Origin of the sequence: Chryseobacterium sp. MEBOG06, from assembly GCF_021869765.1 — a bacterium.
In the GTDB taxonomy this organism is placed as follows: domain Bacteria; phylum Bacteroidota; class Bacteroidia; order Flavobacteriales; family Weeksellaceae; genus Chryseobacterium.
Genome location: NZ_CP084580.1, coordinates 750,563 through 766,026 on the forward strand (window position 1 = coordinate 750,563; position 15,464 = coordinate 766,026).

Here is a 15,464-nt window from a genome sequence, read left to right on the forward strand (position 1 = left end):
CTATAAAACAGGATTGTCGCCTTCGCCTCTTAATTCTCTTTCCAGTTTTTCAACATCATCAAGAGCGGTGTCCAGGTAAAAGTTAAGTTGTGGAATAATACGTACCTGTTTTGCCATTTTCTGGCCAAGGAAGTTTCTGTACTGAGGTTTATTTTCTTCGATTTCCTTCATTACAGCGGAACGGAATTCCTGAGGAAAAATGCTTAAATAAATTTTAGCAATCCCTAAGTCAGCCGTTACTTTTACATCTGAAACGGATACCAATACACTTTGTTTGCTGTCTGCAGCCTGTTTGCGGAAAAGTTCTGCGAAGTCTTCCTGAATGATCTGTGCTACTTTTCTTTGTCTGTTACTTTCCATAATTTATGCAAATTTAGTACTTTTGTTTGAATTGGTACTTTGAAATTCAACTACAGTATCAAATTTAAGATTTAATTATATTTATTACTACTTATGAAACTAGAACATATTGGTATTGCCGTAAAGTCTTTAGGGTTCTCAGACGAACTTTTTTCTAAATTATTGGGAAAAGAATCTTACAAAAAAGAAACTGTGGAAAGAGAAGGAGTAGTTACTTCTTTCTATGAAACTGGAGAAAGCAAAATAGAACTTTTGGAAGCCAGTAACCCAGAAAGTCCGATCTCAAAATTTATAGATAAAAAGGGTGAAGGAATCCATCATTTGGCATTTGGGGTTGAAAATATAGTGGAAGAAGTAAAAAGATTAAAAAAAGAAGGGTTTCAATTTATCTCTGAAGAACCCAAAGAAGGCGCTGATAATAAATTAGTTGTATTCCTTCATCCCAAGTCTACAAATGGAGTGCTGGTAGAACTTTGCGAAGAAAAGCGATAAAAAGTTTTGTAGTGAAAGAAATTTTACTATTTTTGCAAACACAAAATTTAACCAAGTTTTGAGGTCCTATAGCTCAGTTGGTTAGAGCACCTGACTCATAATCAGGTGGTCCCTGGTTCGAGCCCAGGTGGGACCACTTTTTAAATCAAGCACTTACAGAAATGTAGGTGCTTTTGTTTTGTAATGGGTAAAGGTACTGGTCAAATTTAAGAGTAAAGTTTTTAACATGAAAGGGATCGATCACCTGAGCAGCACAAGGAAAGCATGTTTTGGCAATATACTTCATGAACCTGCCATATCCATAATAATCTCATTTACCATCATACGAAGCCTTCTGCTGATTTAAAAAAAATGGGCAATGACAAAATCACTCTGAGTCCCGGTTATAATTGCAACAATACTTCCTTTTCTCCCTTTGGCTCTTTTGGAGATAAGAATTTTTGTAATTAAATAGGATTAATTATAAGTGCCTTTCGAGCTTTCAACCGGCTATGGTTGTATCTTTTAGGAACTTTTGAAGGCTTCGGTTTTATAATACCTTCGTAAATAATCATAAATTACCATTTCAAATAAGCGTTGATCAGATATAAAAAGTCTATTGATATTCATATGGAATATGCTTTGGAAGAAGCTTTGTAAAGGTATTTCTAAAGATTGATTTTCATGATGATGGATAATATTTTGAAATGCAGTGTTGCTTGCTTCTATATTGGCAATAATAAGATTTCTTTCTTCCAAGAACTCTTCTGATCGTATAAAATTTAAATATTGTGGTTTAAACTCCCTGTATTTTTTATCCAGTTGGCTGTTAAGTCTTTTATCTACATTGAATTCTTTTTTGAAAGCATTATTTAAATTTATGATCCATTCAAGCTTTTTCTCAATGGATGTATTGATCTTATTCAAGAGCTCATCAATATAAAAAAGATTGACCGTTATTTTTTCAACATTATTGTAGTGCAGACATTGAAGCGTAAATTCACTATTTTTATGAAATAATGTTTCTGCATCTTCCATTGTATTAGATCCATATCTTTCAACTTCTTGCTTATATCTATCGATTAGAATAGTTGAAATTTCACCACTTTCTATATACTGTTGTAAGGTTTGATTAATTTCATCAAGGGCTTTAACGTAGTGTTCTGTTTTATTTGTCCTATTTAATTTAAATCGTATTCTCAAATGTGACTTCGGATCATTATAACGAATAAAAAACCATTTTAAAATATGATTATTTTCCTGCAAATATTTAACTAATGGCTCAATGGATTCCTCTAAAATAGTATCTGCTGTTTTTATTCCTGTATAAATTTTGAAATACAGCCATTCATCTGCAATAGTAGATTTTTGTTCAGCCATTATTCTTTTTTTTATTGTAAATTGAAAAAATAAACTGGTGCATGAAATCATTATTTTCGTTGTACAGAAACTCCTCAATAATAATAGATTTTGATTTTTTAACAGTATCAATAAAAACTTTCACTAAATCATAATTTTCAAGATTAATAGTAAGTTTATTATCAGACTGTACCCATTGTATCCATTGTGGAATCAGCCTTTTATTTCTCCATGTTCTTATTTCTGATAATAATTGCTCTTTATTATCCATTTCATCATTTTTAAATACTGAAAATTGAGTAAACTCTTTTTCTGTAATTTTCCACCAGGCTTTTGAAAGAATTATATTTTTATACTCAACTCTTGGTAAAAATTGATAAATTGTTTTGAGATCTCCCCAATTAAAATTAATTGCCGGTCTTATGTTCTGTCGATGAAGATCACATAAGAAGTGATAAATAGGTAGGGGATTGGCGGAATAATTATGTGAATTTGTTAAATAAGGTTTGACTTCTTTGTTTAGCTTTTTAGAACGTAAAACAATTTTATTGTTTTTCAAAGAAATATATAAATCATCAATAGAAATTTGATTTTCTTCCGGTAAAACTGACTGAGCTAAAAAAGGAATTTCATAGGATCGCAATATAGGTCTTCTTATTACATTTCCTATTCTAGCTTCCGGAAGATGGATAATTTCTGCTGAAATATAATCTGTATTCAACTCCTGTTCTTTTTTTGCTATTATCTTGGTTAAATTTCGTACCTCTGATTTCTCTGAACAAAATCTTGCTAAAACATTAGCCGCGCTGTTTCCACCCCCTCCACTCAGAGAAAGTTTTTCCAGGTTTCTATCAGAAATAATCTCTGTTACAAAAGAAATGGTATCTGGAAGATCATCCCAATCTTCCCGAAAATTCTCAAAATCTTTATCAGATACTTCAATTTTGTATTGATGGTTTAGTAAGGCTTCCTGAACTTTTTCATTCAGAATTTGCTGAAAAGGATCTACTTCAATTCGTACATTTGATTTTTCCTGACCATCAGAATATTCAAGGTTTTCAATATAGGGATGTAGTCCTTTTGTTGCAATATCTTGTCTGTAACCAATCCCAATCTCAGTATCCAAAACATAAGCTAATGGCATTTCCTGTTTTTCGAACCTATCATAGAATGCTTGTTTAAAACTATTTAAGTGAATATCCTTGGGAGGAAAGGTGATTTTATTTAAAAAAGAAATTGCCTCTTTTAATTCTTTTTTCCAGTAAGAAGGTAGAATGAACTTCTCTTTGAAATACAGATCAGTCTGAAACAGATATTTTGGATCATATTCTGCATTGAATAATTTGATTAAGTTCTCGATATCAGAATATACCGAAACAGGATTTCCAATTTTGGTGTCTATTTCATCCAGTTTAATCTTTATAGAAGTTAAAATATCTGCTTCTTTTTTTATTCCTAATCTATTGAGTGAATCGATGATAACATCTAAGAAATCTTTTCCGGAGACTGTAGGTTCGAGCTCACTTACTAATACCTGATTGTCAATGAGTTCGTTGATGAATTCAGTAGCTTCTTCTTTTGTGATTTCTTCACTGATCAGGATACCTGAAAGCTGTTCTATTGTTTTGCCCTTACGTGTAGATTCTAATACATCCTGTAGTTCATCAGAATGGAGGACTGATGAGATAATATAATCTCTTTTTCCATGAGTATATTCATATTCAAAATACCGGATTCTATTCCTTATTTTGTAAATACTATTGTTAGGATAGAATAGTAAACGACTTTTTATCTCTGGTATTTTTACAAGATGATTTGACAGACCAACCAGGAAATGCATGTCCAGTTTAGTTTCTCGAAAAAGATGATTGCTTGAGAGATGGTCTTTTCTAGTAAAGAGATTTATGGATGAGCTAAACTTTCCGAGACCGACCTCGGTAAATAAGCCAAATGGAATGGAGCGGGTACTCATCCGACTATAATACTTTAAAAAACTATTTTTAAGCTTTTGGTTTTCTTTATTGGGAAGATCCTGATCTGACCTGATCCACTCATTTAGTTTTCTATGAAGGTAAGGAGATGCAAGATAAATAGCCTCCTGAAAAACAGGATCTGCATATATTGATTTCAGTTCATCGATAGGAATTTCATCTTTACCTGTTATTTTCTGAAATTTCTTCCGCGAAAATAATGGGGTACGAAAAACATAGTCTTCAAAAAATTGATAAGGAAAATGAGACATTTATTTTTTTGTTGCTTTTAGGGGCTGATAATCCGGGTGTCCCAATTGCCAGAGAGCAAATGCAAAGATATCAGACAGATTGGAATATCTTTGGGCTACCGGAATACTTCCGCCATGACCTCCTTCATAATCAATATTTAATAGAATAGTTTTTTTTGAATCGCTATTTGCTAATAATTTAGCTGCAAATTTGGTTGATTGCCAAGGTGCTATTCTAGGATCATTAATTCCTGCAGAGAGTAAAGTAGCAGGATATTTTTTCCCTTTTTTAATATGTTCATAAGAATCCATTTCTAGCAATCCCTTGAATTCTATCGAATCATTTGGATTACCATATTCCTTAATACTGGTTGCCTGAATACCATTATTCTCGAATCTGATAGTATTCAACACTCCTGATTCTATTATTGCTGCCTTAAATAATTCGGGTCTCTCAGTCATGGCCCTACCGATGGCTATTCCTCCCGCACTGGCCCCCCAAATCGCAATTTTTTCAGATGATGTAAATTTTTGACTGATCAGATATTCAGTACAAGCAATTAAATCTTTCCAGGTATTAGGCTTTTTATTTTTCTGTCCGTCAACATGCCATTGTGCTCCTTTTTCTCCTCCTCCTCTTACATGTGGAATGGCAACTATACCTCCCTGATTCACCCACAACAGATAACTTTTTGCAAAAAAAGGTACCGAAGATTCACCAAAAGCTCCATAGCAGTCTATAAGAGTGGGATTTTTACCATTTCTCTTACTATTTTTATTATAGATTATAGACAGTGGAACTTCTGTTCCATCATAAGATTTTATGGAAAGCTCTTCAACAATAATATTTTTGAATTCCGGAAAATCTATAAGAGGAACAAGATTTTCTTGGGTAAAAGTATTGGTTGATAAATTATATTTAAAACGTTGCTCATCATTGGCCCATCCTGAACAGTTAATCCATATATCTGAAAAACTCTCTCCCTTTGACTGCAGATCTACACTGCCGGCAACGTATGGTAATTTGATGGAGATGTCTTTTCCATCCTGATACAAGTATAATTTGGCTTCAACTCCATTTTTGGTAGTAACATAATAAATGCCATCTTTTGTAATGTTGTATTGCTTTATTACTTCATCTTTTTTTTCAGGAATTAGGACCTCGGGGTTTTTAAAATCTCTTGCTGTAATACTGGTTTTGCATAATTTATAATTGGATGAATTATATCCTGATAAAAAGTAAATATCATTTCCTGATAATCTTATTGAAAATGCCTTACTGTCTTTATCATACAATGGCTTCCAGTCTTTTTTACCCTCTAATAAATCCTTTTTTTCAATAAAAAATGTTTTTCTAAAATTTTCTGCATCTACCAATATCCCTATGTAATACTGATCTTCCGGATTGAAAGACAATATAGCAGGATATTCGGTACTGCTGATTTTTAGATCAGGATTATGAGTATTTGAAAAAACATCATTAAGCTCTTTTGGGTTTTCGCCTATTTTATACAATATAGCCTGTGTGTTTTTTCTGAAGTCTTTTGACTGCAAATCGACCACGGGATAGTAGGTATAAAAAAAGCCGTTATTGTCATCCAACCATTTAATCCCTCCAACGGTGGAAGGATTTGTATTTATAATGGTTTGATGATAAATATTTTTTTTATCCACATCCATTACAATGACCTCAGACAGTTCTTTACCTCCCTGTGTTAATGAAATTGCCACTTTGCTTGCATCCCAACTGGGACTTATAAGATTGATAATAAAGTTTGCTGCTTTGGCGTTGGCTGTAGTTTTCTTTGAGGAAATGAACTCTGATGGATCATAGAGCAAGTTTTCTTTTCCATTAAAACCATTTCTGTAATAAACTTTCGCAGTCTTTTCTCCAACATTTCTTTTTAAGTAAAAATATTTATCATTTCTTGTTACTTTTAAATCGGATATAGAATATCCTTCTCTTTTATCAAATTCTAACCTTTTATTTGAATAGTAATCCCTATTAGGTATAGAGCTGAGTACAGAAGTTGTAAAATCTGATTGAGACTTCATCCAATTGGTTACTGCAGGATCTTTTAAATTTTCTAAATTCCTGTATTCATCAATTATTTTTAATCCAAAATAGCTATCTGTAGCTGGAATGGATGGAGCATGATTATTAAATTGAGCTTTTAAGGATGTTGTTAAAAGAATAGAAATGAGAAATATTTTATACTGCATGCGAAAATTATTTAGTAATAGGTATCTTAGGTCCTCCTAATCCGTCATCAAGTGAGCTTCCATCATCACCATTTGCACAACCATCAATATTTTGTACAACATGTCCAGGACCACCTCCAAATACTTTGTGAAGATTATCAATTTTTGCGATTTGTAATTTTTCTAAAGATAGTTTCTTTTTTGCTTTTTTTTCATTTTTCATTTTAAATTTTTTTTTAATTGTTCGCAAATAAAGTTATTTTTTCCCTTTACTTGAAAAAAAAGGCTTCATAAATTCATGAATTTATATTTTTTTTGAGTATTTAATGTTTTGATTGTTAGTGTTTTAATATTGTTTTATTTAATTTTAGTGAGACTTTCATTTTTAAATAATATTTTTGTAAAAAATGAGGAAGATGTTTAAAACAAGGTTGCTTTTGCTGCTGGGAGTTATTTGTAATTTATTTTTTGCACAAAAAAATAATACTGAAAATATTCCAAAGAGTGTTTTAAAAAATTATACATATCAGGAACTGGAAGAAAAATTCTATGAAATTCAACCGGATGATATCAATGGTAAAAGAAATATTGCGAAATCTTATCTTGAAAAAGCCAAAGATGATCATGATGAAACTCAAATTGCCGAGGCCTATGTTATGTTGCATTTTGATGAAACTTTACCAAATGCATTAAAATATCTTGATAGTTTGCAGGTTATCACTAAAAAATCCAAAGAAATTTATTATCCGGCCAGAACCTTTTTATTAAGAGGAAATTTATATTTTAAGTTTGATAACCTCCAGGCAGCATTGAACAATTATGTATTGGGACTAAAATATGCTAAAGAGAAAGGTAATAAAAGACAAATAGCAATGGCAAACATAAGCATTGCTTATTTAAAAAATTATATTGGGAAGCATGCCGAGACAGCTAAAACTCTTAGACATTATTTATACAATGCCGATTATCTCAATGAGGATGAACACAATCTTCTTAAACTAAATTTGGCAGACTCTTATATAGAAATTAATAAAATGGATTCGGCATTTATATTAATACAGGAAGGGTTGAAAACCGCAAAAAAAAATAAAAGTGTTTATAGTTATTATCAAAATTTAGGGTTGTTAGGTTACTATAATTTTACATTAAAAAAATATAATATTGCAATTGAAGATTTGCAACAGTGTAAAAAATATTTTTTTTCAACAAGCTATAAAAGCAAGAGAAATCAAAATTACACTCTTCTAAACTTAGGAAGATCTTATGCCGGGCTACAGGAAAGTACCAAAGCAATAGAAAATTTTGCCAAAATTGATTCCATGGTACTTAAAACAAACTATGTTTTTCCTGAGCTTAGAGAGGTTTATACCTATCTTATTGATTATTATAAAGAAAAGAAAGATAGAGAGAAGCAACTTTATTATGTTGAAAGATTTTTAGAAGTGGATCATGTATTAGATACTCGGTTCAGATATATCTCAAGAGAACTTCCCCGACGTTATGATACACCTAACCTGTTACAGGAAAAGGAAGCCATTATCAAAGAGCTGAAACATCGAAAAATATTCTTTTATATTGCTGTTGGTGTTTTGATAATAGTTCTTTTATTATTAATAAACTTTTACTTTAAATACAAAAATTCTGAAAGAAAGTACAAGAAAATTGCTCAGGATTTGATCCAGTCTGTGAATGAGAATAAGATTGAAAAGGAATCTAAAATAGAGAAAGAAATAATTGCAGATGATGTATTATTACCAAAAACAGAAAATGCAACAGAGAAAACATCTAAAACTGTTTCCGAAGATATAACACAGGCTATTTTAAAAGAACTTAATATTTTTGAAAGTAAAGAGCAGTTTTTAAATAAAGGAATCACCCTTGGAACTCTTGCGAAAATGATTAAAACAAATTCTAAGTACTTATCAGAGGTAATCAATACTGATAAAGGAAAAAATTTTGCGGCCTATCTAAACGATCTTCGTATTGATTATGCGATTGGCAGATTAGCAAGAGATAGAAAGTTTCGTTCATATAAAATTCCTTTTATCGCTGAAGAACTAGGGTATAATAATGAACAAGCTTTCACTTTAGCTTTTAAAAAGAGAACTGGAACTCTTCTCTCGGTTTATTTAAGAGAAATTGAAAAGTCTGTAACATCAAATAATTAAAATTCAAAAGCTTTATATAAAAGTCTTTATTACAATTATTTACGTTCCCTAGATTCATAAATCTATTTTAATAGATTTATGAATCTAGGGAACGTTGTTTTTGTTTTAAAAAAAATCTCCTATATGTTTGTCTCAAGAACATATGAGGAAATCAGCTGTATAATTTTAAGAGATTTAACTTCAAAATGAAGAGTTATCCCAATTACGAAAAGGAAATACTATCTGAGCATAATTTCAAAACAATAACTGTTAGGATTAAGTTTCAAAAATATCTCTTTTACTATTCAGCTTCTTTTTCTAACTAAAACATTTTGTAGTGATCAGTTGATTTCTGATTGTGATTTCAAAAATTAAATCCAAAAGTTAAAAGACTATTTATGTATAATATACCTGCTTTCATTATTGAGGAACACCATGAAGCTTTTTTGTATGGAACTATGCATACAAAAAGCAAATAATAGGACTTAATAACGACTTATTGCATTTTGATGATCATTCTGATATGTCTCCACCTAGGCTGAATACAGTTCTTACTTTTGATCATTTAAAAACAATTGAGAAGGTAAAAGAATTTACCTATTCAGAACTGGGAATTGCAAGTTTTATGCTTCCTGCTGTATATCTAGAAATTGTTAATAATATATTTTGGTTTAAAATAGACAGAAAGCCAGAAGAAACTTTTGATATGTTTTTAAAATCTTATCAGGATGATGATCGATTTTTAATTACGGGAAAGAAAGAAACTTTGCTTCCTCATCAGATTTCGAAAAGCACACAATATTATCAGTATCATAAGCTATCATTGTCGGATACAGATAAAGTTTTTACCTCAAATAAGGTACTGCTTGATATTGATTTAGATTTTTTCTCATGTATTGATAATCCCTATCATGAAAAGGATGTTGTTATTGAGATTACAGAAGAGGAATACAATAGTTTTCTTTCCAATAAATATCATTATTTAAGATTTATCACAAATAATATTGAAGCTGTAGAAAATAAAGGAAGTTATTTTTATGTGATTAATAATCATAGGTTTATATATCCTAGTCCAAGAGAGGTATCCCAAGAAGAGATTCTCACCAGAATTAATTCTTTCAAAAATTACCTGATCACAAAAAATATTACTCCGGAGCTGATCACTATTTGCAGATCAAGATTTAGTGGATTCACTCCTGAAAATCAATGGGAATTTATTGAAAAATCTCTACTTGAAGCTCTTTCAGATGTTTATAATATTGAAACTATTCATATCAATGAAATATCATAAGTATATAATATTTATTTTTTTTATTGGGTGTTCCCTTTTAAAGTCACAGTATCATCTTAAATATCGTGACGATATGACACTGAATATCATTTATAGCATGAGCAACAGCTTATACTTGAAAATGAAGATGCCTTTTCCCGGCTATAATGTGTATGGCGAAAAGAAAGAGGGGTATGATTTGAAGACAATAACAGGAACAAAGACAGAAAATGATGTTGTTTACCTTCCGATTGAATTACATAATATAAATATTAAGTACCCAACGACATCTTTTATTCTTCAATATAAAACAGCTAATGTTAAAAAGTTTGATATTAATATCATTCGAAAAAGAGATACTATTAAAATTCAGAATGTTAAAAATACCGAGGATGGATATCAGTTTCCTGTGGAAAAAATTTTTTCCTCTTCAGACAATATTCTTGGTATAGAGTATAAGATTTACAAGCAAGAAGATAGTAAACCTTACGAGTTTTTTATTGGGAGAATGGATATAGCTTATTATAACGAATACGAGGATATTTCTCCTTTTAATGCATCCTATGAGAAATTGACAGCAATACCTTCTCCCTCTGCCTTTGGGTTATATACGCTTTATAGTCATTATCCTAAGGAATATTTACAAAATATGGTCTTATCTAATATATCTATAGAATACCCTGATAGTTATAAAAAGGCCTTACTTCAACTTACTGGAGATAATATTAAAAGATATTCTTTTTATGAAGAGAAAAAGATCAAGAAAAAGAATGTTGCCCAAAAATTTGAAAAATTGGCAGCTACTCTGTTAAATACTGAAATAGATGATTGTGAGCTGACCGAAAAGCTAAACAATTTTTTGTTTGAAAATTTTTACGATCCTCATTTTAAAATTAATTCCCGATGTGGGCAGGGTGAAAGAAAATTAAGCCCACTCAGGGTACAGAAGGTGAGCAAAAGGTATATTATTGTAGCCAATTTAGATTCTGGCCTTCAGCAGCAAGTTCCTTTAGGAAGTGAACTGTTATCTGTAGGAAAAAAGAAAATTTCTGATTACAAAAAAGAAAAAGATCATTATCTGAACGATAAAGTCATTGACAAGATAAATTATTTGTTGTCAGGTAAAGTAGGAGAAGAAGTGCTTGTTCAGCTTAAATCAAATGGAGTGGAGAAAACGGTTTCCTTTAAGATAAAAGACGGATATCCGATTCCTGATAATTTTAAGCCGAAACAGGGGCAGTTTAAAGTTACGGATGCCGTCAGCTATTTTAAGATCAATTTATTTTCAAGAGAAATACCAACACTTTTTGTTAATCATCTTAAAGAAATTAATGCCTCAAAAGGATTAGTTATTGATTTGAGGGGAAATGGAGGAGGAGAAGGAAATGAAGGAGCACGATTACTCTCCTACATGATCAATAAAGATTTCAAATATACAGATATCCTTAATAGAGATACTAAGAATTTGGACTCTTTAGTGGTATCAACGAATGCAGCTCTTTTTTCGGTTGATGAAAACAAAAAAATAATAGTACTGGTGGATCACAATACAGCATGTGCGGCAGAATTATTTGTACGTGCGTTAAAGGAGAATAGAAAAAGGGTGACTGTAATAGGAAGAGAACGAAGCGCTGGATCCATCACGCCTACCTATAACATTACTTTTGGTGATAAATATAAAACAACATTATTGACTGGAAGTTATGCTCCCTATAAATATGTCCTAAAAAATCCCAAAAATGTGGGTATTGAACCGGATATAATGGTTGATATAAATGATGTATATGATTTACAACCCTATAATGATAAGGTTTTCACAGAGGCAGTAAAGGTAGTTACAGTACCATGAGAAAAAAAATAAAAATTAGTATAAACTCAATACATAATGAAACAGACAAACTTTAAAAAACAACTTAAAATTTTTCATCCTTTAATTTGATGGAAGTAAGTGAAATTGCATAGTCCTATGTTCTTAGAAAATATGTAAATACAAGAAAGGCTAACGGTGATACTACTAAACGTGGTACAGATATAAAAGTAAATTAACAAAATAATAAGGAAGTAAAAATAAAAACAAAAATTATTATGAAATCAAACATTAGTAAAAAAGAAGAACTTAAAAACAGTTTAGTTAAAAAAGAGCTTGTAAAGCCTTTAAACTATAATTCAGAAAAAAGTAAAGAAGTAGAATCTTTATGTGGAGAACTTAGAAGCTGTGGAGCTTTAAGAAGACAATCCGGAGATTCTACCGGTACAGATACTGATATCTTATTTTAACATTAACCATTAAAATTCAAAAGTTATGAAAACAATTAAAAAAGTAGCACTTACCAAGTCAATCGTTGCTAAGAATCAAAATGTACAAACGTTACTTAATCCTGTAGATCCGGGGACAGGATTAGAGCCAGGATGCAGATCCACAACGTTAAGCCAATTACAACCTTAATATTAATCTTTTACTTCCTTATATAGGAGGATAGCTACATCATGATGTAGCTATCTTTTTCAAAAAAACAACACGATGTTATCACAAAAATATAAAGCCAGCCCCTACAACCTGTTAATTCCTATCGAAGAAACAGAAGAATTCTTATTGTATAATACCTTTTTAGGAGGAATTGAAATCCTAACTCAAAAAGAAGGAATATTACTTTCAGAATTGATGTCTTTACAAAAAATTTATGAAGATCGGATTCCCTCTCTTCATAAAGATTTATTTAAATATCTATTATCCAAAGATTATATTATTAAAGAACAGGATTTTATCAATTTTGCCGAAAATCTGTACCTTAAAAGAAAAAAGCTTGAAAGTGCTAATGGGATCTATTTGACAATAGGAACCACAATCACTTGCAATATGGCTTGTCCATATTGTTTTGAGTTTCACAAGCCGAAAGATATGCTGAAAGATCAAAAAACTTTTGAAAAAATTGTAAGCTATCTTCAGGAGATTTTATCCATGGAAAGAAATATTAAAAAACTTTTTGTAACATGGTATGGAGGAGAGCCTTTACTGAACATGAAAGCAATAAAAAGTTTATCGCCTATGTTTATTGAACTATGTGAAAAAAATAATATTGCTTACGAAACGGACCTTATTACAAACGGAATTTTTCTCACTCCTGAAAATGTAAAAATACTACAGGAAAATGCTGTTAATCAAGCCCAGGTTACTCTGGATGGAGCGCAGGAAACCCATGATAAATATCGGCCTTTAAAAAAGCATGGAGATGAAAACTATACTAAAATTTTAGAAAATCTATCACTTCTTCCTGATAATTTTCAGATCAACTTGAGAATGAATATAGATAAAGAAGTTGCGAAAACAATTCCTGTTTTGTTGTCTGATTTACAAAAATATAATATATGGCCGGCTAAATACCGAAGCTTTTCCTTTTCCCCAGCATGGTTGAGAACGTATGATGGAGAAATTATTTCAGAACAAGAGAAGAAGAAAAGATTAACCGTTGATGAATTTTTTGAAGTAAAACAAAATTTTAGATTTACTCAAATTAAAATTTTTAATGAATGGGCTACAAATAAGAATATTAGGACCGCAAAATTAGCCTGGGAGCTACCTCAATTTCAATCTGACTGCCCCACCTGGGTCTCTCCATACGGACTCGTAATCGATCCTTTGGGTAATATTCATAAATGTTGGGAAACAATACACGAAGCCAAAAAAGCTCCTTCAAATGTTTTTGAAGGATATAAAAAAGAACATTTTAAAGATTATACTGATTTTAACAGGTATAATGTAAATGAAATCTGTAGAAATTGCAAATTCCTTCCGGTATGTGATCAAATTTCATGCTCTCATCAGGCTTTAAAAAATACAATTCCTCAGTGTACCTACTGGAAATATAAGGCAGAAGATTTTATTAAAGAGCAATATTTAAGACTTAGATCAAATCCTGAACAAATATCATCACCAGTAAGCAATCTTGCTATAAATACCGGACACACAAATAAATAATTAACTATGAAAATTGCTATAGTAGATACAGGTGTTGATAGGTTTCATTCCCGTTTGAACAACTGTTTTATTGAAGGAATTACCATTTATGAAGATGAAACAGGAAGTATTCATCTTATCAAAAATGAATTTGACGATAATGACGGTCATGGGACAGGTATTGCTTCTATTATTCATAAACATATTCCTGAAGCTGCACTATATGTGGTTAAATTGAGCTCTTATCATGAAAACAAAAGCGAAAATCTTTTAATCAACGCGATTTCTCATATTGTTGAGCACTACCAGGTGGATATTATTAACATCAGTATGGGAATTAATTCTGATACAATTTCCAACGAATTAGAGAAGGTTTGTAAAGCAGCATTTGATAAAAATATGTTTATTTGCGCGTCTTCATTTTATTTTGCAGAAAAACCTTGTTATCCTGCTCATTTTAATACTGTTATTGGAGTAGGAACGGGGATTATTAAAGATAAAACACATTTTAGGTACCTGAAAAATAATCCGACCAATATACTCGCTAAAGGCGGGTTGCAAAGGGTTGCCAATAAAAACAATAGCTTTAAATTTGGCTCAGGAACAAGTCTTGCAACAGCTCATTTTACAGGAATATTAGCCAACGTATTGAAAAATGGAGAAGTAAATAGTGTAGAAGAATATGTTACCTGGTGTGAGGAAAATTCCAATGATTCCATATTAAGCTTTAATCGAAAAAATTCCGATACTGAAAGAGAAGTACATTCAATATCTAGTCAGCTTATCAAAGAAGACACAATCAATAGCATATTAAAAGCCTATAAGTTGCCTTCCGATGTGAAAAATATAGCCTTGTTCCCTTTTGAAGAAAAGGAAATGCGGAGTATCGTAGAATTCAGAGATATGTTGAGCTGCAACATATCTCTTATTATCGGTTATCCCAGAGCTATAAAAATGGATCATATCTTTTCTGCTTTGAAAATATCGACATTCCTTTTACCAATAAACACTTGACATCCAATGAACTTAATAGCTTTGATACCCTGGTTATTGGATATTTTCTTGAACAATTATTAGATCATAATTTAATATTCAGTTATAATTTAATAAAATCTTGTGTTGAACTTGATAAAAACTTTATCATATGGGATGAAACGGTATACAGATTCTTAAAAAAATTGATTGAGACCAGCTATCCGGCATATCAGGGACAACTGATATTCAATAACGTAGATAAGCCTTTGGTTGGGAAATTATACAGCTTAGCACCTTTACAGGAATATTATTCACCTACAATCTGTGTTATTGGAACTGGCAGTGTACAGGGGAAATTTACAGTTCAGATGACATTGAAAAGATTGTTGGAAGAGCTTGATTATAAAGTTTCACTTATTTCAACAGAACCTCAGGGGGTTCTTTTCAATAGTGATTTTATTTTCCCATTTGGTTATAACCCCCCATAGATATCAATATCGGGGA

General features: G+C 31.2%; 13 protein-coding genes, 1 tRNA gene and 1 pseudogene. 10 read left to right on the top strand and 5 right to left on the bottom strand.

Translation table 11 applies throughout. The features are described 5' to 3' along the window. Positions 1 to 360: a 30S ribosome-binding factor RbfA gene (rbfA, locus tag LF887_RS03415; protein ID WP_236857419.1), complete on the bottom strand. Its 360-nt coding sequence runs from the start codon at positions 358 to 360 to the stop codon at positions 1 to 3. Positions 361 to 453: 93 nt separating this feature from the next. Between rbfA and mce the strand changes: the two genes are divergently transcribed. Beyond that, positions 454 to 852, top strand: a complete 399-nt coding sequence (mce, locus tag LF887_RS03420) for a methylmalonyl-CoA epimerase (protein WP_236857420.1) — start codon at positions 454 to 456, stop codon at positions 850 to 852. 62 nt (positions 853 to 914) lie between these two features. Beyond that, positions 915 to 988: transfer RNA gene (locus LF887_RS03425), tRNA-Ile, on the top strand. A 368-nt stretch (positions 989 to 1,356) separates the two neighbouring features. Here the strand turns inward: LF887_RS03425 and LF887_RS03430 are convergent. The 4 genes from LF887_RS03430 to LF887_RS03445 are packed head-to-tail and all read right to left on the bottom strand — an operon-like array spanning position 1,357 to position 6,836. After that, a complete protein-coding gene (locus LF887_RS03430) occupies positions 1,357 to 2,211 on the bottom strand; it encodes a thiopeptide-type bacteriocin biosynthesis protein (RefSeq protein ID WP_236857421.1) in 855 nt (284 codons plus the stop codon). Further along, positions 2,204 to 4,432: a lantibiotic dehydratase family protein gene (locus LF887_RS03435; RefSeq protein ID WP_236857422.1), complete on the bottom strand. Its 2,229-nt coding sequence runs from the start codon at positions 4,430 to 4,432 to the stop codon at positions 2,204 to 2,206. The genes LF887_RS03430 and LF887_RS03435 overlap by 8 nt, the downstream gene beginning before the upstream one ends. Beyond that, on the bottom strand, positions 4,433 to 6,634 hold the full coding sequence (locus LF887_RS03440; RefSeq protein ID WP_236857423.1) for a prolyl oligopeptidase family serine peptidase: 2,202 nt from the start codon (positions 6,632 to 6,634) through the stop codon (positions 4,433 to 4,435). Positions 6,635 to 6,641: 7 nt separating this feature from the next. Further along, a complete protein-coding gene (locus LF887_RS03445; protein ID WP_236857424.1) occupies positions 6,642 to 6,836 on the bottom strand; it encodes a hypothetical protein in 195 nt (64 codons plus the stop codon). Between the two features lie 193 nt (positions 6,837 to 7,029). On the opposite strand from LF887_RS03445, the gene LF887_RS03450 reads away from it, so the two are divergent. The 8 genes and pseudogenes from LF887_RS03450 (at position 7,030) to LF887_RS03485 (ending at position 15,448) form a co-directional block, all read left to right on the top strand. Continuing rightward, positions 7,030 to 8,781: a helix-turn-helix domain-containing protein gene (locus LF887_RS03450; protein ID WP_236857425.1), complete on the top strand. Its 1,752-nt coding sequence runs from the start codon at positions 7,030 to 7,032 to the stop codon at positions 8,779 to 8,781. Positions 8,782 to 9,223: 442 nt separating this feature from the next. After that, positions 9,224 to 10,051: pseudogene (locus tag LF887_RS03455) on the top strand (UPF0489 family protein); the annotation flags it as partial. A 73-nt stretch (positions 10,052 to 10,124) separates the two neighbouring features. After that, positions 10,125 to 11,879 (top strand): S41 family peptidase, encoded by a 1,755-nt coding sequence (locus tag LF887_RS03460; protein ID WP_236857427.1) that lies wholly within the window; start codon positions 10,125 to 10,127, stop codon positions 11,877 to 11,879. A gap of 236 nt (positions 11,880 to 12,115) precedes the next feature. Further along, positions 12,116 to 12,307 carry a hypothetical protein gene (locus tag LF887_RS03465; protein WP_236857428.1) on the top strand — a complete coding sequence of 64 codons (192 nt, stop codon included), beginning with the start codon at positions 12,116 to 12,118 and terminating at the stop codon, positions 12,305 to 12,307. A 25-nt stretch (positions 12,308 to 12,332) separates the two neighbouring features. Beyond that, entirely contained in the window at positions 12,333 to 12,476 is a 144-nt protein-coding gene (locus tag LF887_RS03470) for a hypothetical protein (RefSeq protein ID WP_236857429.1), read from the top strand. A gap of 75 nt (positions 12,477 to 12,551) precedes the next feature. Further along, on the top strand, positions 12,552 to 14,006 hold the full coding sequence (locus tag LF887_RS03475) for a radical SAM/SPASM domain-containing protein (protein ID WP_236857430.1): 1,455 nt from the start codon (positions 12,552 to 12,554) through the stop codon (positions 14,004 to 14,006). Positions 14,007 to 14,012: 6 nt separating this feature from the next. Then, positions 14,013 to 14,999, top strand: coding sequence for a S8 family peptidase (locus LF887_RS03480; protein WP_236857431.1), 987 nt, complete (start codon positions 14,013 to 14,015; stop codon positions 14,997 to 14,999). Further along, positions 14,996 to 15,448 carry a DUF1611 domain-containing protein gene (locus tag LF887_RS03485; protein WP_236857432.1) on the top strand — a complete coding sequence of 151 codons (453 nt, stop codon included), beginning with the start codon at positions 14,996 to 14,998 and terminating at the stop codon, positions 15,446 to 15,448. The genes LF887_RS03480 and LF887_RS03485 overlap by 4 nt, the downstream gene beginning before the upstream one ends. The last annotated feature ends 16 nt before the right edge of the window (positions 15,449 to 15,464 follow it).